This is a genomic window from Nonomuraea salmonea, assembly GCF_042428605.1.
Lineage (GTDB): Bacteria > Actinomycetota > Actinomycetes > Streptosporangiales > Streptosporangiaceae > Nonomuraea > Nonomuraea salmonea.
This window is the reverse complement of the sequence record NZ_JBHMCF010000011.1, coordinates 190,804-209,746: the sequence shown is the minus strand read 5'-3', so window position 1 is coordinate 209,746 and position 18,943 is coordinate 190,804. Positions and strand designations below refer to the sequence as shown.

Annotated in this window: 17 protein-coding genes; 7 read left to right on the top strand and 10 right to left on the bottom strand. The window is 70.8% G+C overall.

All coding sequences use genetic code 11. The annotated features are described in order from the left end of the window. Positions 1-2: 2 nt before the first annotated feature. Complete coding sequence (locus ACFFR3_RS11465; RefSeq protein ID WP_345403172.1) at positions 3-1,586, bottom strand: ABC transporter substrate-binding protein; 1,584 nt, start codon at positions 1,584-1,586, stop codon at positions 3-5. Between the two features lie 107 nt (positions 1,587-1,693). On the opposite strand from ACFFR3_RS11465, the gene ACFFR3_RS11460 reads away from it, so the two are divergent. Then, positions 1,694-2,335 carry an Lrp/AsnC family transcriptional regulator gene (locus tag ACFFR3_RS11460; RefSeq protein WP_379483073.1) on the top strand — a complete coding sequence of 214 codons (642 nt, stop codon included), beginning with the start codon at positions 1,694-1,696 and terminating at the stop codon, positions 2,333-2,335. Positions 2,336-2,396: 61 nt separating this feature from the next. On the opposite strand, the gene ACFFR3_RS11455 is transcribed toward ACFFR3_RS11460, so the two are convergent. Continuing rightward, positions 2,397-2,741, bottom strand: a complete 345-nt coding sequence (locus ACFFR3_RS11455) for an avidin-fold protein (protein WP_364384831.1) — start codon at positions 2,739-2,741, stop codon at positions 2,397-2,399. Positions 2,742-3,384: 643 nt separating this feature from the next. Here ACFFR3_RS11455 and ACFFR3_RS11450 point away from each other — a divergent pair. Together ACFFR3_RS11450 and ACFFR3_RS11445 are read left to right on the top strand one after the other, a co-directional pair. Beyond that, positions 3,385-4,149 (top strand): bestrophin-like domain, encoded by a 765-nt coding sequence (locus ACFFR3_RS11450; RefSeq protein ID WP_345403178.1) that lies wholly within the window; start codon positions 3,385-3,387, stop codon positions 4,147-4,149. A 2-nt stretch (positions 4,150-4,151) separates the two neighbouring features. After that, positions 4,152-5,066: a hypothetical protein gene (locus ACFFR3_RS11445; RefSeq protein ID WP_345403181.1), complete on the top strand. Its 915-nt coding sequence runs from the start codon at positions 4,152-4,154 to the stop codon at positions 5,064-5,066. A 47-nt stretch (positions 5,067-5,113) separates the two neighbouring features. Here the strand turns inward: ACFFR3_RS11445 and ACFFR3_RS11440 are convergent, their stop codons facing one another. Genes ACFFR3_RS11440 through ACFFR3_RS11430 form a run of 3 tightly spaced genes read right to left on the bottom strand, consistent with a single transcriptional unit; the run spans position 5,114 to position 8,300 of the window. Beyond that, on the bottom strand, positions 5,114-6,709 hold the full coding sequence (locus ACFFR3_RS11440) for a CotH kinase family protein (RefSeq protein WP_345403184.1): 1,596 nt from the start codon (positions 6,707-6,709) through the stop codon (positions 5,114-5,116). 10 nt (positions 6,710-6,719) lie between these two features. After that, positions 6,720-7,397, bottom strand: coding sequence for a DUF4956 domain-containing protein (locus ACFFR3_RS11435; protein WP_345403187.1), 678 nt, complete (start codon positions 7,395-7,397; stop codon positions 6,720-6,722). Positions 7,398-7,403: 6 nt separating this feature from the next. After that, on the bottom strand, positions 7,404-8,300 hold the full coding sequence (locus ACFFR3_RS11430; RefSeq protein WP_345403190.1) for a polyphosphate polymerase domain-containing protein: 897 nt from the start codon (positions 8,298-8,300) through the stop codon (positions 7,404-7,406). 145 nt (positions 8,301-8,445) lie between these two features. On the opposite strand from ACFFR3_RS11430, the gene ACFFR3_RS11425 reads away from it, so the two are divergent. Then, positions 8,446-9,084 (top strand): DNA alkylation repair protein, encoded by a 639-nt coding sequence (locus ACFFR3_RS11425; protein ID WP_379483376.1) that lies wholly within the window; start codon positions 8,446-8,448, stop codon positions 9,082-9,084. Here ACFFR3_RS11425 and ACFFR3_RS11420 read toward each other — a convergent pair. Continuing rightward, positions 9,039-10,619 (bottom strand): sensor histidine kinase, encoded by a 1,581-nt coding sequence (locus ACFFR3_RS11420; protein WP_379483072.1) that lies wholly within the window; start codon positions 10,617-10,619, stop codon positions 9,039-9,041. The genes ACFFR3_RS11425 and ACFFR3_RS11420 overlap by 46 nt on opposite strands. A gap of 59 nt (positions 10,620-10,678) precedes the next feature. Next, on the bottom strand, positions 10,679-11,392 hold the full coding sequence (locus ACFFR3_RS11415; RefSeq protein ID WP_345403202.1) for a response regulator transcription factor: 714 nt from the start codon (positions 11,390-11,392) through the stop codon (positions 10,679-10,681). Positions 11,393-11,506: 114 nt separating this feature from the next. On the opposite strand from ACFFR3_RS11415, the gene ACFFR3_RS11410 reads away from it, so the two are divergent. Next, entirely contained in the window at positions 11,507-11,704 is a 198-nt protein-coding gene (locus ACFFR3_RS11410) for a hypothetical protein (RefSeq protein ID WP_364384852.1), read from the top strand. An 18-nt stretch (positions 11,705-11,722) separates the two neighbouring features. Here the strand turns inward: ACFFR3_RS11410 and ACFFR3_RS11405 are convergent, their stop codons facing one another. From ACFFR3_RS11405 to ACFFR3_RS11395, 3 genes are read right to left on the bottom strand one after another with little or no spacing between them, the layout of a single operon-like run. Beyond that, the gene (locus tag ACFFR3_RS11405; RefSeq protein WP_364384855.1) at positions 11,723-12,622 is read right to left on the bottom strand and encodes a carbohydrate ABC transporter permease; all 900 of its coding nucleotides are present in this window, start codon (positions 12,620-12,622) and stop codon (positions 11,723-11,725) included. A 3-nt stretch (positions 12,623-12,625) separates the two neighbouring features. Continuing rightward, a complete protein-coding gene (locus ACFFR3_RS11400; RefSeq protein WP_364384858.1) occupies positions 12,626-13,525 on the bottom strand; it encodes a carbohydrate ABC transporter permease in 900 nt (299 codons plus the stop codon). Between the two features lie 8 nt (positions 13,526-13,533). After that, positions 13,534-14,856: an extracellular solute-binding protein gene (locus ACFFR3_RS11395; protein ID WP_364384861.1), complete on the bottom strand. Its 1,323-nt coding sequence runs from the start codon at positions 14,854-14,856 to the stop codon at positions 13,534-13,536. A gap of 411 nt (positions 14,857-15,267) precedes the next feature. On the opposite strand from ACFFR3_RS11395, the gene ACFFR3_RS11390 reads away from it, so the two are divergent. Both ACFFR3_RS11390 and ACFFR3_RS11385 read left to right on the top strand, forming a co-directional pair. Further along, positions 15,268-17,715, top strand: coding sequence for a beta-xylosidase/alpha-l-arabinosidase (locus tag ACFFR3_RS11390; RefSeq protein ID WP_379483071.1), 2,448 nt, complete (start codon positions 15,268-15,270; stop codon positions 17,713-17,715). After that, complete coding sequence (locus ACFFR3_RS11385; RefSeq protein ID WP_364384867.1) at positions 17,699-18,721, top strand: LacI family DNA-binding transcriptional regulator; 1,023 nt, start codon at positions 17,699-17,701, stop codon at positions 18,719-18,721. Before ACFFR3_RS11390 ends, ACFFR3_RS11385 begins: the two co-directional genes overlap by 17 nt. Positions 18,722-18,943 lie beyond the last annotated feature (222 nt).

The following is an 18,943-nucleotide window of genomic DNA, read 5'->3' as shown; positions in this document are numbered from 1 at the left end:
CCCTACTTCACGCCGAGGTCGGCGACGTCCACCGTCCACACCGGGTGGTACTCGAGCCCGGTCACCGACGCGGCCGTCACGATGTTCTGGCTCGGCTGGATCAGCGGGACGAACGGCCCCGAGGCGTTCAGCTTCGTCTGGACGTCCACGTACGCGGCCTTGCGGGCGTCGTCGCCGATGGCCGCGGCGGCCTGCTCACCGGCGGACTCCAGCTCCTTCGACGCCCCCTCCTTCCAGCCGGCCCGCAGCCCCACGGTCTTGCCGGGCAGGAACGCCAGGTAGTCGCTCGGGTCGGGGTAGTCGGGGCCCCAGTACCACAGCCCCATCTCCTCCTTGCCGTTGCGGTAGTTGTCCAGTGCCGTCGTGACCGGCGCGGGCTGCAGGTCCACCGTGATGCCGACCTCCTTGAGGTTGGCCTGGATGCGCTCGGCCAGCGGCTGGAACGACAGGCCGTTCACGGTCAGCTCGCTCGGGTACTCCAGCTTCACGGTCGGGTTCGACAGCCCGCTCTCGGCCAGCGCCGCCTTGGCGCCCTCGACGTCCCGCTTGGCGCCCTGGTCGGGCGGCAGCGCGCCGAGCAGCTGCGACGGGATGATGCCCGGCGCCTGCGTCGAGCCCTCGCCGGCCAGCTCGAGCAGGCCCGCGTAGTCCACGCCCTTGCGCACGGCCTCGACGAACTTCGGGTTCGTGGTGGTCTTGCTGACCGCGGAGTCCTGGTTGGCGAGCAGGAAGAGCACGTTCGCCGAGGGCGTCTTCTTCACCTGCAGCGTCGGCGGCATGCCGGTGACCTGGTCGCCCGACAGGTTGAGCGCCACCTGGCTGTCGCCGCGCTGCACGTTCAGCTTCTGGGTGGCGGCCTCGACGTTGCGGATGACGACCTTGTCGTAGGCGGGCTTCGTGCCGTGGTACTTGGGGTTCGCCTTCAGCGTGACCTGGCTGCTGACGTTGAACGACTCGATCTCGTACGGGCCCGACCCGGCCGACGTCGAGTTGAGGTACTGCTCGGCCTTGTCCTGCGGGTCCGTGGTGGCGCCGTGCTCCTTGGCGACCTTGCTGTTGATGATGCCGAGCGCCGGGTTCGGCAGGATGTACGGCAGCGCCGGGTTCGGCGTCTTCGACGTCAGCGTGATCGTCGAGTCGCCCTCCTTGGCCACCTCGACGCCGTCCAGCAGGAACGACGGCGTACCCTTCATGTCACGCACCCGCGTGAGCGAGAACACCACGTCGTCGGCCGTCAGCGGAGACCCGTCGGCGAACGTGGCCCCCTGCTTCAGCTTGAGCGTCAGCGTCTTGCCGTCCTCCGACAGCTCGTACGACTCGGCCAGCGCCGGCACCGGCTTGGTCACGTCGGCCCCGTCGAACGTCAGCAGCGTCTCATAGATCGCCTTGCCCACGATGAGCCCCGTCGGCTCGTACGTGCGGCCGGGGTCAGCGGTCTTCAGGTCGAAGGAGGTGTCGATGACGAGGGTCTTGCCCCCGGCGGCACCCGATGCCCCGGAGGTGGGAGTCGTGCCGCCGCTTCCGCAGGCGGCGAGGGCGAGTGCACCGGCGAGCAGCACAGCCGCCGTCTGCGAGCGGGTCGCCATGTAGGTCCTCCAAGGTTGGACGTTCGGCAGAAGGATGTCGAGGATTGTGCGGCAGAACGTCCAGGCTCCGTGCGGTCGGCGAGACGGATATAAAGAGCGGTGAGGTAATGATGAGTGAAATTTCCAGAAATGGTGCCACGGGTGGCGGTCAACCTGGACGGATCGGAATCGGTCTCGAGCTGGACGAGATCCACATGAAGATCCTCGAGGTGCTCAGGGAGAACGGCCGCATCTCCGTCGCCGCCCTCGCCGAACGCGTCGGCATCTCCCGCGCCAACGCCTACACCCGCTTCGAGGCGCTGCGCGCCGACGGCGCCATCAAGCGCTTCACCGCCGAGATCGACCACGTCAGGACCGGGCTCGGCATCACCGCGCTCATCTTCGTCACCGTACGGCAGCAGATGTGGAAGCAGTTCAGGGCCGAGCTGGCGCGGATGCCGGAGGTCGAGTACTGCGCGATCACCACCGGGCAGCACGACGCGATGATCCAGGTGCGGGTCTCCGACGTGGCCGCCGTGCACACCATGGTGACCGACCGGCTCGCCAACATCCCGGCCGTCAAGGCCACCGAGACGGTGTTCATCCTGGACGAGGTGCTCAAGCGGCCGTACGTGCTGCCCAGCGACCGCGACCAGGCCGCCCGCGCCCAGCGCCGCCCCACCCCGGAGACCCAGGGCGACGTGCCGCTGGGCAAGATGCGCTTCGTCGGCGCCGCCGAGGGCCGCGCCGCCCTCCGCAAGGACACCTGACCTCGCTGGCTCGCCGGGGTGAGCCGCCCCTCCCTGGGAGCTCACCCCGGCTTCCGGACGGTCAGGGGAGCTCGGCGCAGACGCTGACGTGCGGCGTGTCGTCGCCCTCGAAGCTGAACTCCTCCACCAGCCGCAGCCGTCCGTCGTCGCCGGTCTCGATGCGGCTGGTGCTCTTCCCCGCCGCCTTGCCGCCGGCCACCAGGGCGTGCACGTAGGAGATCGTCACCTCGGCGCCGTCGCGCGTCCCCACGAAGCGGCCCTGCGTCACGGTGTCGCCGGTGTAGCTGCCCCACACGAGCCCGTCGTCCTCCCAGTACTCGAACCGTGTGGGACCATCGGGGTTGACCTTGCTCGCCGTCGAGCTGACCATGACGAATTTACGACCGTTGAGATTCACGCGGTCCATGGTCCCGACAATCCCGAAATTTCATCATTCGGCTGGACATCTTGTGAGACATCACGTCAACTTCCCGGCAATCCGTCCAGTCCGCCACCGCCTCTCCACCGCGCCGCCACACGGCTAGTCCACCCGCCCTCAGACGGTGGCGCGTCATGGAAGGCGGTACGCGGCGCATGCGCCTCCGGCTGCCCTCCGGGTGGTGGGGTGGTGCGGGAGGCGGTGTGGGTCCGGGGCGGTGGCGCATGGCTACGTGCGGCGACCGCCCCGGAGTGACCGCGGGGACCCGGTGCCGGTCTGGCGAGGACCGGCGCTGCGACGTGGCAACTGCTCCATCGGGGTCCTGCGGGCACCATCCCCTGCGCCGGCGAGAACACCGGCCGTCCCTCCGCGAACGGCCTGGACGTCCTCACCCGCGCCCCTCCCACGGGGGACGCTCACATATTGCGATTTTCCGTACGATTGCGCCTCAGGGTCCAGCCCAGGGATTACCCCGGGTAGGGCTCTGGGTCCCTTAACGTAGTGATCTTCGCGGCGGCTCGCCGGAGGTATGGGCTTGCCCGGGACTTTACCTTTGAGCGCCTGACGCCAACATTGCACTGTGTGATAGTAATGTGACACTGCGTATCCGAAAGAGGTCCGGGAGATCTTCATGGCGTACACGCTCTCGATCTTGGCGGCGGTGGGCGCGGTGGCGCTCACCGCGCTGGTGTTCAGACGGGTCAAGAGAGCAGGCGAGGATCGTGATCCGAGCGGCCCGTCCGCCGCGCACGCCGGGGCGATGCTGTCGGCGATGTTCCTGCTGGTGTTCGCCATCGCGATCATCGTCCCCTGGACGACGGCCGACGCCGCGAGGCTCAACACCCACGCCGAGAGCCAGGCCGCCGTCGACGCCTACTGGGCCGCCGCCGAGCTGCCCGGCAGCGCCTCCGAAGAGGTGCGCAGGTCGCTGCGGGAATATGTGGCGTTCGTGGTCAGGGACGAGTGGCCGCTGATGAAGGAGGGCCGCATGCACCCCGTCGGGGCCGAGCGCATGGACGACCTCCGCGCCCGCGTCACCGCGCTGCCGGCGGCCAACGACGACGAGGAGGACGCCAAGGCGCAGGTGCTCGAACACCTCCGCGCCATCTCCACCGCCCGCGCCCAGCGCACCGCCGACGCCGCCGCCCGGCCCCCGGACGGCCTGCTCTTCCTGACCGTCCTCACCGGGGTGCTGGTCGTCATCTTCCCGTTCCTCGCCGGTGCCAGGCCGCGCGGGCTCGCGATCCTGCCGCTGGTGGCGACCGCCGCGCTCATCGGGTTCGGCACGTACCTGACGTGGGACATCTCCCGCGCCTTCGACGGACCCCTGGCCGTGGGGCCGGAGGCGTTCAGGGGAGCCCTGGACGAGTTCGCCCGGATCACCGGAAAGGTGTGACCGTGGGAGCAAGGCGCGGCCCGCTCCTGCTGGCCACCGCCCTGATCACCGTCACGGTCACCGGCCCCGCCACCACCGACCTCGGCCCTCCTCCGCGACGTGGCGCGCTGACCGCAGCCGACCGGGCCGCTCACCAGGCGCACACTCCGGCCGCGGCACCGCTCCCGCCCAGCGCACAGCAGCTGTCGCGGTACGCGCCGGTCGCGTCGCACGTGCCGATGGCGGCGGCGTGGGGCGTGGCGGGATCGGCGCGCGCGCAGTCCGGTGGTGGGCGGGCAGGGGTGGTGCGGGTGGCCTCGCGGCGGGTGCGGATGGCGGCTCGTGTGACGGAGCCGGGGCGGGTGCCGGCGCCTCGTAAGCCGGCTCGGCCGGTCGTCAAGCAGCGGCCGGTGCCCAAGCCCGGCGCGGTGCCCAAGCCTCGTGCGGTGCCCAAGCCGCGGCCCGTGCCCAAGGTGTCCGTGCGGGCGCCGGCGCCGCCCAAACGGGTCAGAGTCGGGCGGGACGTGCGGGTGCCGCGGGTGTGGGTGCAGAGTTCGCCTCGGCCCAGGGTGTCGATCGCGATGCCGGACGCGAAGCGGCATGCCGCGCCCAAGGTGACGGTGCCTCAGGTGACCGTCTATCCGGACGGGCTGTGCGCGGGTGACGTCCAGCTGGGGGAGTGTCCGCGCGGGCGGCTCCGGCAGGTGCAGCGGGGCGTGCCGCCGCTCGTACCGGCTGAGGTGGTCCTGCCGCCCACGCCGACGCTCACGCCCACGCCCACTCCCACGCCGTCCCCGACGCCGTCCTCGCGGTCGCACGTCATCCGGGCCGAGCCGGCGGAGCGGCGGCGCAACCCGTTGAGCAGCGTCCTGCTCACCGTCGTCCTGGTGACGGCGATCACCTCGACCACCGCCGTCGCCTTCCGCGCCCGCCGCTGACCGCGCCCGCCGTCCACCGGTTCCAGGCCGGTGGACGGCGAAGGGGCTCAGGAGGCCAGGGAGCTCAGGGCCTTGGTGCGGGTCTGGAGGGTTTCGCGGAGGGCGGTCGCCTCCTTGGTCGCCTCCTCGGTCGCCTCCTCGGTCGCCTCCCTGGTCGCCCTCGCGGTGTCGGCTCCGGCATTCCGCCCGTACGCCGCCAGCGCCTCGTCCAGCAGCTTCGTGGCGGTGCCGCCGGCCAGGAGCTCCCGGTACAGGGTGGCGTACTCGCGCTCATAGAGCTTCTTGAAGCCGGCGTCCTTCAAGAAGCGGTCCTTCAGCGCGTGTCCCATCATCCGTGGCCCGCCCCCGGCGGGCGGCTGGGCCTGCTGATCGCGCTGGGCCGCTCGTCGCGGGCGGGCGCCGAAGCCCCGGCTGATCGTCTCCTCCGGGCCGGCCGTGGCGTCGCCGCTGAACGCGAAGTTGAGGTCCCAGCTGATCACGCGGAACTTGCTGGTGCCGAGGTCGTACCAGAGGTAGTAGTTGCGGCCGGGCCCGGACATGTCGTCGAAGTTCAGCAGCAGGTTCTGCAGGGCGGCGTAGCGGGCGAACGACTCGACGTCCAGCCGCTCGGCCAGGCCCTTCGCGAACTCCTCGTCCGACGCCTCCTCCACCCACTTGATGAAGCCGATGACCGGCTGCAGGTCCCGTTCGCCCTTCAGGTTGACCTGCTTGAAGTCGTCGACGTACGCGGTCTGGTCCTCGCCCTGGTAGGTGAAGCTGCTGGAGGCCAGCGACTTGTACAGCACGCCGTCACCGAGCCGCTCGGCGTACCCCTCGTCCAAATACTCGACGAGCAGCCGCGGCCTGGACGCCCGGCCGTTGACGGAGAAGGAGGAGTAGGTCGTGCGCTGGGTCGGTTCGCCGGCCGCCCCCACCATGGCGATGGCCAGCGCCTCGTTGAGCAGGGTCGAGGACTGCTGCGCGGCCGGGCGTACGGCGATCTGGCTGTGGCCCTGATAGCGGCGGCCCGCCACGAACTCGTCGAAGCTGATCAGCCACGGCAGGTTCTCCGGCTCCTCGGCCTTGAGCTGCCCGAAGCCGGCCCGCCCGCCGCCCGGCGGCCGTCCCACCCCGGGCGGCTGCCCGTTTCCAGGGGGCTGCGCGTTGCCGGGTCGCTGTCCGTTCCCCGGGGGCTGCGCGTTCCCCGGAGGGCGGCCGTCGGCCGGGGGCCGGAAGCCCTCCGGCGGTCCGCCGCCGCCCGGCCGGACGCGCGGCCTGGACTGTCCCTTCCAGGTGAACCCCTGCAAGGTCGAGTTGCCCTTGAGCCGGATCCCCACGCTCGGGATCCGTGTCCCGTCGATGGTGAGATCCGCCTCGACGTACTTCTTGTCGCCGTCCTTGAAGTACTCGGTCAGCATGTCCTGGTAGCCCTCGTCCCGGAACGTGAGCGTCACCTCGTGCGGCGTGGCCGCGTCGAACAGCTCGCGGGTGCCGGTGAGGTTCTGGACGACGGTGCCGGCCTGAACGGTGCCGGAGGTGGTGACGTACGGGCGGATGGTCCCGCTGCCGAACACCCCCCAGCACGCCACCAGGAACACCGCGCACAGCGCGACCAGCTTCCAGTTCTGCCGGAGTTTGACGGGGATGCGGTGCCTGAGTGCCATGACGGGGCCCTCACAGGTCGGTCTGGTCGTACCCGGTCAGGACCGTGACGTTCTGGCCGTGGTTGCGCTCGCGCAGCGCGGCGATCACGTCCGAGGGCTCGCTGCCCTTCTTGATCTTGACCGTGTACATCAGCTCGATGAGCGCTCCGGCCCTGATCGACTCCATGCTGACCAGCTCGAACTCGTCGGTGTGCCGGACCAGCACGTCCTGGATAGCGTGCGTGTAGTCGTCGTCGGACGGCACCTGCACCTTGACGACCTGCCGCCGCACGTTCAGCTGGAACCAGCTGAACCGGTGCATGATCATGATGATCAGCGAGATCGCCACGGCGGCGACCACGGCCAGCAGGTAGAACCGGGTGCCTACGGCCATCCCGACGCCCATCACCAGGAAGATGAACCCGACGTCCCTGGTCTCCTTGATCGCGTTGCGGAACCGCACCACCGACAGCGCGCCGACCAGGGCGAAGGCGCGGGCGATGTTCGAGCCGACCACGAGCATGATGAGCGAGATCAGCATGCCGAGGATGACCAGCGTCTGCACGTACGACTGGCTGTAGGAGACGTTGCGGTGGGTCGCCCGGTAGACCCAGCCGATCATGGCGCTGAGCACGAACGACAGGGACATCGCGATCGCGATGTCGGCGACGCTGAACGTGCCGGACAGGTCCTGGAACGAGAAGTCCACGGGGGGTCACGCCTCCTTGGCGGTGGTCATGGCCGGCGGGCGGCCGTTGGAGGGGTCCAGGTCGTGGCCGGGGATGTGGAACAGGGAGCGGGGCGCCCGCCCGTACGCCTCCACGCTCTGGCAGTACTTGGAGACCCGGACCACCTGGAGGTTCCGCTCGGCGGTGAGGTCGGTCAGCCAGTACGGCACCCGCTCGTCGGCCTTGACCTCCATGATCACTTTGCCGGGCGGGACGATGAACCGGTTCTCGGCGTCGGCGCCCAGGTGGAAGTCCCTGTCACGCCCGCGTACCCGCTGGTCGAAGGTCACCCGCAGGCCCACGTCGGCACCGCGGCCCACGTACGCGTGCCGCTGGTAGCCGGTCATCGCGGTCGCCCGCAGGTCGAGGCGGCAGACCAGGTCGAGCACCTCCTCCAGGAAGGCCCGCTCGGACGGCCCGTGCGCGACCATCGCGCGCCCGTCGCACAGCGCGACGGCGTCCCGGTACGGCAGCCGCACCCGCCGCTTCTGCGTGACCCGGTTGACCCGCTGCTTGATCTCCACGAAGACCGGGGTGTCGCCGGTGACCTGGAACCGGTCGCCGTAGTGGCGGATCCGCAGCTTCCTGCGGAACTTCAGGCCCTCGATCTTCTCCCAGTAGAAGCGCAGCGCCCGGGTGTCGTAGTAGACGCTCCAGATGCCGTAGCCGTTCTCGCCGCTGTGCTCGTCGCGGTCGAGCAGGCGCTCCATCTCGGCCCGCAGCTCGCCGGCCGTGGCGGCGTCGACCAGGTACTTGATCTCGTACCGGTTGAACGCGTGCAGCCTGCTGGGAGCGCGCAGGGCGTGCCCCGCCTCGCTTGGGGGAGAGCTTGGGGCGGCGGGCTGATCTGCGGAGATGGTACGCCTGCGGAATCTGCGCAGCATGTCTCTCCTTCCGTGTCAGTCCATATGGGATCGCAACAAGCTGGGAATAGTGTGTGAACTCCCGCTTACGCTGAAGCCCGACAGGGAGGTGGACGTGGCCGAGACGGCGACGACCGGGACACCGGCCGACGAGCTGGCAGAGGTGATGGCCGAGCTGGCCGCACTCGCGGACCCGAAGATCCGCGAGGTGAACGAGCGGCACGGCGACGACCACGCCGTGAACCTGGGCAAGCTGCGCGCCATCGCCAAGCGGCTCAAGACACGGCAGGACCTCGCCCGCGAGCTGTGGGAGACGGGTGACAGCGCGGCGCGGCTGCTGGCGCTGCTGGTCTGCCGGCCGAAGGCGTTCGAGGCGGACGAGCTGGACCGCATGCTGCGCGAGGCCCGCACGCCCAAGGTGCAGGACTGGCTGGTCAACTACGTGGTGAAGAAGAGCCCGCACGCCGAGGGGCTGCGGGTGGCCTGGTTCGCCGACCCCCACCCGGTGGTGGCGAGCGCGGGCTGGGCGCTGACCGTCGAACGGGTGTCCAGGAAGCCTGAGGGTCTCGACCTGGCGGGGCTGCTGGACGTCATCGAGGCGGAGATGAAGGACGCCCATGAACGCCTCCAGTGGGCGATGAACCACTGCCTGGCCCAGATCGGCATCGACCACCCCGGGCACCGCGCCCGCGCCGTCGCCATCGGCGAGCGCCTGGAGGTGCTGAAGGACTACCCGACCTCGCCGGGCTGCACGTCCCCTTACGCGCCCGTCTGGATCGAGGAGATGGTGCGCCGCTCGGGCTGACCCGGCGGGCCCTCCACGGGCAGCAGGACACGGAACGCGGTGCCGTGGCCCGGCGCGCTGCGCGCCTCGATGCGGCCGTCGTGCGCGGCCACCAGCGCCGCCGCGATGGCTAGCCCCAGGCCGGTGCTGCCGCTCTCGCGGGAGCGGGCGGGGTCGGCGCGGTAGAAGCGGTCGAAGACGTGCGGCAGGTGCCCGGGATCGATCCCCGGCCCGTCGTCGCACACCTCGACCACGGCCACCGGCCCCCGCACCTCCTCGGCCCCCGCCCAGGTGACCGCCGCTGCGGGGCGATCGCCGGCGTCCGGCCCCCGCATGTCATCACCTCCGGCCCGGGCGGCCGCCGTGCCGTGATCGCCGGGATCCCGGTTGCCGAGGAGGACGTGGACGGTGGTGCCTTCCGGGGTGTGGGTGAGGGCGTTGCCGACCAGGTTGGCGAGGACGCGGTGCAGGCGGTGCTCGTCGCCGGTCACCCGTACCGGATCGTCGCCCAGGACCAGCTCCACCGCACGGCCGGGGTCACGCGCCCGCGCCGCGTGCACCACGTCGGCCGCGATGACGTGCAGGTCCACCTCCGTAAGGTCCAGGGCGCGCTCCTCGTCCAGACGGGCGAGCAGCAGCAGGTCCTCCACCAGGACGCCCATCCGCTCGGCTTCCCCTTCGATGCGGCCGAGGATGCGGGCCACGACGGGATCGGGGCCGGGCCGGCCGTGCCGGTACAGCTCGGCGTACCCCCTGATGGAGGTGAGCGGGGTGCGCAGCTCGTGCGAGGCGTCGGCGAGGAAGCGGCGCAGGCGCTGCTCGGAGCGTTCGCGCTGGTGCAGGGCCTCGCCCAGGCGGCCGAGCATGACGTTCAGCGCCCGGCCCAGCCGGCCCGTCTCGGTGCGCGGGTCGCTGTCGGAGACCCGCCGGTCCAGCTCGCCCGCCGCGATGGCGGTGGCCGTGCGTTCCATGCGGGTGAGCGGGCGCAGGCCGAGGCGGACCACGGCCAGCGCCACCGCGCCCAGCAGCGCCAGCACGAGGACGCCGGCCGCCGCCTCGATGAGCAGGAGCCGGCGTACGGTGCTGCGGTTGGACTCCAGGGAGAGCGAGATGGCGGCCCTGTCGCCGTCGGGCAGGCGCACGATCATGGTCCGCCACTCGGCGCCGCCCGCCATGTCGGGCACGGTGAAGGGGCCGCGCGGCGGGTGGGCGAGCAGGCCGGCGGACACGTCGGGGCCGTCGCCGCCGCCGGGCAGCCGCCGTACGACCGCGCCCGACCCGGTGAACACGGTGACCCGGAACAGGGTGGGCAGCTCCACCTCGCCCCGCGGCCGGGGCGGCGGCACGGAATCGCCCGGCGGCGGCGGTCCCTGGCGGAACGTCGCGGCGAACCCGGTGAGCTGGGTGTCCACGCGCGCCAGCAGCGAGCGGTCGAGCAGCAGCACCCCGGCCGCCGCGAAGACCGCCAGCGCCGCCGCCGACAACGCGAGCAGCGCCGCGAGCAGCCGGTGCCGCAGCGGCCACGCCCGCGCACGGGGAAGGGAACGGTCCGTCATCGGGTCCGGTCGTTCGCCGGAGAGGGTTGGGGCCATCGGTATGTTGGGATTCCGGCGCGTCATCGGGCCCGGTCCAGCAGGGTCTGGTCGCGCAGGGAGTAGCCCACGCCGCGCAGCGTGTGGATCAGCGGCCGCCCCTCGGCGTCGATCTTGCGGCGGAGGTAGCTGATGTACGACTCCACGATGCGGCTGTCGGCGCCGAAGCCGTGGCACCACACGCGGTCGAGGATCTGCGGCTTGCTCACCACCCGCTCGGCGTTGATCATCAGGTAACGCAGCAGCGCGAACTCCGTCGGCGACAGGTGGATGTGCCGGCCGGAGCGGCGTACGGCGTGGGTCTCCTCGTCCAGCTCCAGGTCGGCGTAGCGGAGCAGGCCGTCGTCGCAGGGCGCCTCGCGCGCGCCCGTGCGGCGCAGGATGGCGCGGATGCGCAGCACCACCTCCTCCAGGCTGAACGGCTTCGTCACGTAGTCGTCGCCGCCCGCCGTCAGCCCCGCGATGCGGTCGGCGACCGTGTCGCGCGCGGTCAGGAACAGCACCGGCGGCCCCCCGCCGTCCGGCCGCAGCCGCTGCGCCACCGCGAAGCCGTCGAGGTCGGGCAGCATCACGTCGAGCAGGATGAGGTCGGGCCGCTGCCGGCCGACGCTCTGCAGCGCCTGGGAGCCCGACGCGGCCGTGCGGACACGGAAGCCGTTGAGCTCCAGGGCGTCGAGCAGCAGCTCGCGGATGTTGCGCTCGTCGTCCACGACGAGTACCACCGGTGCCGGGTCCATGCGCTTTGTTCTATCGCGCCGCCGAGAAGCCGGTCATAAAACCACCGGTCAGAAAACCAGTGGTGCGGTGCGCGGCACGACCCGTAGAAGGGAGGAGCGCCGGACGAGGAGATCTTGACAGGCGGGGGCGTCAACCACGTGGTGAAGGTGGCCGGCACCGTACGCCGCCCCACCTGTGTGTTCTGGGACGGCCTGCCGGCCGCGTTCATCGACTTCGACACCGCGCATCGGCCGCCGCGGGCGACGCGGCCTTCGCCGGTCACGTCGCCCGCGGGGACGACCGCTGCTACGAGACGGACATGGCGCACCTGAGGCGGCACGCCGGCCGGCTCACTTGCCGAACCCCGCGGTGAGACCGGCAAGGAGCTGGCGGCGGCCCACCACGTACAGCACCAGAATGGGCAGCGTGGTGAGCACGACGGAGGCGAGCACCGCGGGCACGTTGATGCTGTACTGGCCCTGGAACGACCAGAGTGCCAGCGGCAGCGTGCGCTTGTCGGGGCTCTGGGTGAGCACCAGAGGCAGCAGGAAGCCGTTCCAGATCTGCAGCGCGTTGTAGATCGTCACCGTCACCACGGCGGGGCGGGTGAGCGGGAAGGCCAGCTTCCAGAGCATCTCGGTCTCGGAGGCGCCGTCGATCCGCATGGAGTCGAACAGCTCCTTGGGCACGTCCCTGATGAAGTTCGACAGGACGAGCACCGACAGCGGGATCGCGAACGCGATCGAGGGCAGGATCAGCGCCATCAGCGAGTCGTACAGGCCGAGCTGGATGATGATCAGGTAGATCGGGATCACCACGGCCTGCAGCGGGATCGCGAGACCCATCAGGAACAGCGAGTTCGTCCAGCGCAGCGACCTGCTTCTGCCGCCGCGCACGATCGCGTACGCCGCCATGAAGCTGACCAGCACGGCCGGCACCACGGCGCCGAGGGTCGCGATCACGCTGTTGATGAAGTACTGGATGAAGTCGGACTCGATGACCAGGCGGTAGTTCGCCAGCGTCGGCTCTCCCGGCGGGGCGAACGGGTTCTCCTGGTAGTAGTTCGACTGCGACTTGAAGCTGGTGATGACGATCCAGTAGATCGGCACGGCGACGATGACCAGCCAGATGACGCTGGTCACGCCGGCCATCCAGTTGGGGCGCTCCTGGCTGCGGCCGACCTTGCGGCGGTGCGAAGGGCCGGCGGAGATGGTGTCGCGCTGGGGAGCCCTGGTGGGGGCGGTCGTCATGCGTCAGGCCCCTTCAAGCTGGCTGTGGCTTTGGTCTCGGCCGCCGAGCCGGCGCAGGAGCAGCGACAGGCCGAGGCCGACGAGGACGAGGATGACCGCGATCACGCTGGCCGGACCCATGAGGTTGGCCTGGAAACCGCGCTTGTACATGTCGAGCGCGAGCACCCGGGTGGCGTCGCCGGGGCCGCCGGCGGTCAGCACGAAGATCAGGTCGAAGAGGGTCAGCGACCCGACGACCATCAGCGTGGACGACGTGATGATCGTGTACTTGAGCTGCGGCAGCGTGATGCTGAAGAACCTGCGCACCCGGCCCGCGCCGTCGAGCTCGGCGGCCTCGTACATCGAGCGCGGGATCTGCCGGATGCCGCCCTGGTAGATCAGCGAGTGGAACGGGATGTACTGCCACGACACCACGAAGATCACTACGCCGAAGGCGAGCACCGGCTCGCCCAGCCAGTCCTGGACCAGGAACGGGATGTTCAGCCCGGCGCCGAGACCGAAGTTCGGGTCGAGCAGCGCCTTGTAGGTGATCGCCAGCGCGGCGGAGCTGAGCAGCAGCGGGATGAAGAACACCACCGACAGGATCGCGCGGTACTTCTGCTGCCCGGCCAGGAAGGCCCCCATCAGGATGCTCGCGGGCGTCTGCACCGCCCACGAGACGGCCATGACGAGGAAGGTGATCCACAGCGCGTGCGGCAGGCCGGGATCGGCGAGGATGGCGCTCCAGTTACTGAACCCGGCGATACCGATCTCTCCGAGCCCGTCCCACTGCGCGAAGCTGAGGGCGAGCACCCCTACCAGCGGGATGAGGGCGAACCCGACGAAGAACACCAGCGCCGGAATGGTCATCCATTTGATGGAGCCGCCACGGCCCGCCCTGCGGGCGGGCCTGGCGGTGGTCATGACGGCGCTCACTTGCCGATGACCGCGTTCATGTTCGTGGCGAACTCCTCGGGCGAGATGGACAGCTGGAACAGCTTGGCGATGTTGTCCAGCAGCACCTCGGCGGCCGTCGGGCTGAGCGCCTGGTCCCAGGACTGACCGAAGGTCTTGGCGTTGACCGCGATGTTGTAGACGAAGCCCAGGAAGTCCTTGTCCTCGGAGTTCGCGAACTCCTTGTCCGCGCCCTTGATGATCGGGACGGCGCCCGTGCCGACCCACTCCTTGACCGCGGTGTCGTCGATCAGCGCACCGGCGAAGAACTTCTTGGCGATCTCCTTCTGCTCCGGCGTGGCCTTGGAGGAGATGGAGATGTACTGGCCGGGGTTGCCCACGGTGTTGCCGGGGTCGCCCTTGCCGCCGTCGACCGGCGGGAAGTTCATGTAGCCCAGGTTGCCGCCGGAGACGAAGTCGCCGCCGTCGGCCTTCATGCTGCCGTACGTCCAGCCGCCGTGCAGCATCATGGCGGCCTTGCCGGTGTAGAGCAGGGCCTGGTCGGCGTTGGAGTCGGCGGTGATGGAGGAGAAGCCCTTGACGAAGCCGTCGGCCTTGATCAGCTTCTGCATCTCGCCCAGCGCCTGGATCGCGACCGGGTTGGACCAGGCGTCCTTCTCACCGTCGAACACGGCCTGGAAGACCTCGGGGCCGCCGATGCGGTCGAAGAGGAACTCCAGCCACATCATGTTCGTCCAGCGCGACTGGCCGCCCAACGAGAACGGCGCGATGCCCTTGGCGTTGAACTTGGGCACCAGGTCGAGGATGTCGCCCCACGTCTGGGGCGGCTGCGCGCCGATCTTGTCGAAGGCCCGCTTGTCGTAGTAGAGGACGATCGGCTGCAGGGTCTCGCACGGCATCGCGTAGATCTTGCCGTCGATGGTCGCGGCGCCGAAGGAGGACGGGAACAGCTTGTCCTTGACGGCCGGGTTCTGCTCGAACCAGTCGGTCAGGTCGTCCACCTGGCCGGCCTGCACGTAGCTGCGCAGGGTGCCGCCACCCCAGCCCCAGATGAGGGTGGGGGCCTGGCCGGCGCCGATGGCCGTCTTGATCTTGGTCTTGAAGGCGTCGTTCTGGAACGTCGTGCCGGTGATCGTCCCGTTGGCGTTGGCCTTGTTGTGCCGTTCGATCGTCCTGGTGCGCACGCCCTCCTGGGGCTGCGTCGACAGGTACCAGTACGTGGCGCTGTTGGCGCCGCCGCCACCGGCGGTCGCGCCGGCGCCGGGGTCGCCACCGGCGCCCGTCTGGGTGGGACCCGTGCCGCCACAGGCGGCAAGCGCTGCTCCTAGGGGGACACCCATGGAGACGAGGCTGAGAAAGTTGCGGCGAGAGGTAGTCCTGGACTCCACGCTGATCTCCGTACGTGAGTGCCGCGGGCTGGGGGTCGCGGCTCGTTGATCATCGGATGCGATGGCCGGCGGTCGTGGATTGGCACCTTAGTGCCACTCTTCCACTCCTCCTAGTGTCAGCTCATCGAAACATTTTCGACATGACCGCGGGGGTCGCCAATCTAGGTTTCGGGAATAGTGGTGTCAAGAGGTTGTCGATCAGACAAACATCTGGCGTTCTGATGAGGCGCGTGTAAGGTACTACCGCGCGTGCTCTTAGCTGGAGGTCTGGGACAGCGACGGTCACGCGCCGAGGTCGGCACCGCTGGCGAAACGTCTTCGAAAAGTTACGAAAAGACCGCACCTCTTTAAGGAGCGCAGTACATGACGGCTCTAGATCGGACCCCCACGGCGAACCGGGCGCTGCGCCCGTGGCAGGACCCGGCGCTCGCCGTGGCCGACCGAGTCGAAGCCCTCCTTGCCGAGCTGACCCTGGAGGAGAAGATCGGCCAGCTCGGCAGCAGGTGGGTCGGCAACGACATGAGCCAGGCCGAGGAGCCGGAGCCGGGCGCAGAGCCGCTCAACGTGGCCCCCATGCAGGACGTCTTCGCCGCCTCCGGCACCATCCCGCTGGAGGAGGCCGCCCGGCACGGGCTCGGCCACCTGACCCGCGTCCACGGCAGCGTCCCCGTCACGCCGGAAGAAGGCGCGGCCGAGGTCGTCCGCCAGCAGCGGATCGTGATCGAACGCTCCCGGCTCGGCATCCCCGCCATCGTCCACGAGGAGTGCCTGACCGGCTTCACCGCCTACGGCGCCACCGTCTACCCGGCCGCCATCGCCTGGGCCGCCACGTTCGACCCCGGCCTGGTCGAGCGCATGGCCGCCGCCATCGGCCGCGACATGCGGGCCGTCGGCGTGCACCAGGGGCTCTCGCCGGTGCTCGACGTCGTGCGCGACTACCGGTGGGGGCGGGTCGAGGAGACCATGGGCGAGGACCCGTACCTGGTCGCGACGCTCGGCGCCGCCTACGTACGCGGGCTGGAGAACGCCGGGATCATCGCCACGCTCAAACACTTCGCCGGCTACTCCGCCTCCCGCGCCGCGCGCAACCACGGGCCCGTGCCGATGGGCAGGCGCGAGCTGCTCGACATGATCCTGCCCACCTTCGAGACCGCGATCGCGCTCGGCGGCGCCCGCTCGGTGATGAACTCCTACTCCGACGTCGACGGCGTCCCCGCCGGCGCCGACCCGTGGCTGCTCACCGAGGTGCTGCGCGACGACTGGGGCTTCACCGGCACCGTCGTCTCCGACTACTGGGCGGTTCCGTTCCTGACCACCATGCACCGCGTCGCCGCCGACACCGGCGAGGCCGGCGTGCAGGCGCTCACCGCCGGCATCGACGTCGAGCTGCCCGACACCCTCGGCTTCGGCCAGGACCTCGCCGACCGGGTACGCCGCGGCGAACTGGACGAGGAGCTCATCGACCGGGCCGTGCGCCGCCTGCTCACCCAGAAGGTCGAGCTCGGGCTGCTCGACCCCGGGTGGACGCCCGAGCAGTCCGTCGCCGGCGCCGCGGACGTCGACCTCGACTCGCCCGCCAACCGCGCACTCGCCAGAGAGCTGGCCGAGCGCTCGATCATCCTGCTCGACGCCGGCACCGCGCTGCCGCTGCTCGGTGAGGGCCGCGCCGCGCCGCGCCGCGTCGCCGTCGTCGGGCCCGCCGCCCACGACCCCCGCACGTTCATGGGCTGCTACGCCTTCCCCAACCACGTGCTGCCCCGCCACCCCGGACTCGGCCTCGGCATCGAGGCGCCCACCGTGCTCGACGCGCTCACCGCCGAGCTGCCCGGCGCCGAGCTGCGCTACGAGAAGGGCTGCGAGGTGCGCGGCGACGACCGCTCCGGCTTCGCCGCCGCCGTCGAAGCCGCCCGCGACGCCGACGTGTGCGTGGCCGTGGTCGGCGACCTGGCCGGGCTGTTCGGGCAGGGCACCTCCGGCGAGGGCTGCGACGCCGAGGACCTGCGGCTGCCCGGCGTGCAGGCCGACCTGCTCGCCGAGCTGGCCGCCACCGGCACGCCCGTGGTCGTCGTCGTGGTCTCCGGACGGCCGTACGCGCTGGGCGAGATCCGCGACGGCGCCGCCGCGCTCGTCCAGGCGTTCATGCCCGGCGAGGAGGGCGGCGCCGCCATCGCCGGCGTGCTGTCAGGCCGCGTCCAGCCCACCGGGCGGCTGCCCGTGCAGATCCCGCGCGTGCCGGGCGGCCAGCCCGGCACCTACCTGCAGCCGCCGCTCGGCACCGACAGCCACGGCATCAGCAACCTCGACCCCACCCCGCTGTTCCCCTTCGGCCACGGCGCCTCCTACACCACCTTCGAGGTGACCGGCCTGCGGCTCAGCGCCACCGAGGTGCCCACCGACGGCGAGTTCACCGCCACCGTCACCGTGCGCAACACCGGCGGGCGGGCCGGCGAGGAGGTCGTCCAGCTCTACCTCAACGACCTCGTCGCCCAGGTCACCAGACCCGTCCAGCAGCTCACCGGCTACGCCAGAGTTCCGCTCGAACCCGGCGAAAGCGCCGACGTCACCTTCCGCATACACGCCGACCGCACCGCCTTCACCGGGCGCGACCTGCGCCGCGTCGTCGAACCAGGCGACATCGAGGTGCTGGCCGGCACGTCGGCCGCCGACCTGCCGTGCCGCGCCGTCGTACGATTGACCGGCCGGACCCGCCACGTCGGCCACGACCGCCGGCTCGTCACACCCGCGGAGGTGAGCGCCGGCGCGGCCGCCGGGCAGTCTCGGCAAGGGGGTGCAGATGCCGCCCAGTCCTAGACGTGCCACGCTCGCGACGGTCGCGGCGTCCGCAGGGGTGTCGGTCGCGACCGTCTCCAAGGTGCTCAACGGCCGCAGCGACGTCTCGCCGGCCACCCGCTCGCTCGTGCAGTCGCTGCTGCAGCAGCACGACTACGTCGCCCCGGCGCCGCGCCGCGAGCAGGCCGGGCTCGGCATCGTCGAGGTGCAGTTCGACACCGACCTCAACGCCTACTCCACGGAGATCATCCAGGGCGCCGTCGAGGCCGGGGCCGAGGCCGGGGTCGGCATCGTGGTCAGCATCAGGGGCGGCCAGGCCCGCACCACCGCCTGGGCGCGCGGCCTGGTCGCCGCAGGGCGGCGCGCGCTGATCGCCGTCACCAGCGAGCTGACCGCCGGGCAGCCCGCCGCGCTCAACCGGGCGCGGCTGCCGCTCGTCCTCATCGACCCGCTCAACCTGCCGCGCACCCGGGTGACCAGCATCGGCTCCACCAACTTCGCCGGCGGGCTGGCCGCCACCCAGCACCTGCTCTCGCTCGGCCACCGGCGTATCGCCTACGTCGGCGGGCCCGCCACCGCCGCGTGCAACCAGGCGCGGCTGCACGGCTACCGGGCCGCCATGGAGGCCGAGGGGGCGCCCGTGCTGCCCGGCTACGTGCGCTCCAGCCACTTCCACTACCAGGACGGCGTCGAGGGCGGAGCCGCCGTGCTCGACCTGCCCCACGCGCCGACCGCCATCTTCGCCGGCAGCGACGAGATGGCCGTCGGCATCATGGAGGCGGCGCGGGAGCGCGGGCTGCGCATCCCGGAGGATCTGAGCATCGTCGGCTTCGACGACACCCAGATCGCCAAGGTCACCTCGCCCCCGCTGACCACCATCCGGCAGCCGCTCCGCGAGATGGGCCAGGCGGCCCTCCGCACGGCCCTGCGGCTGGCGGAAGGCGAACGCGTGGACTCCCACCACGTGGAGCTGGCCACCGAACTGGTGGTCCGCGGCTCCACCGCCCCCGTCCCCCACCGCCTCTGACCTACCTCCTCATCTCTCCCCGGCTTTTGGCCGCGGAGAGGTGAGGAGGTAGATGTTCGTCTCGAATCCCCTTCCCGCCCGCTACCAGACGCCGATTTCGGCGGTTGCCGGGCGGCGGTGGTTCGCCTCCGCTCCTTGGCGAGATCGACCCTGCTTTCTTGGCAGGGTCACCTCTGACTCTTCCGCCGAAAAGTTTCGGTCCTTCAGAACTTCTTCCCATAC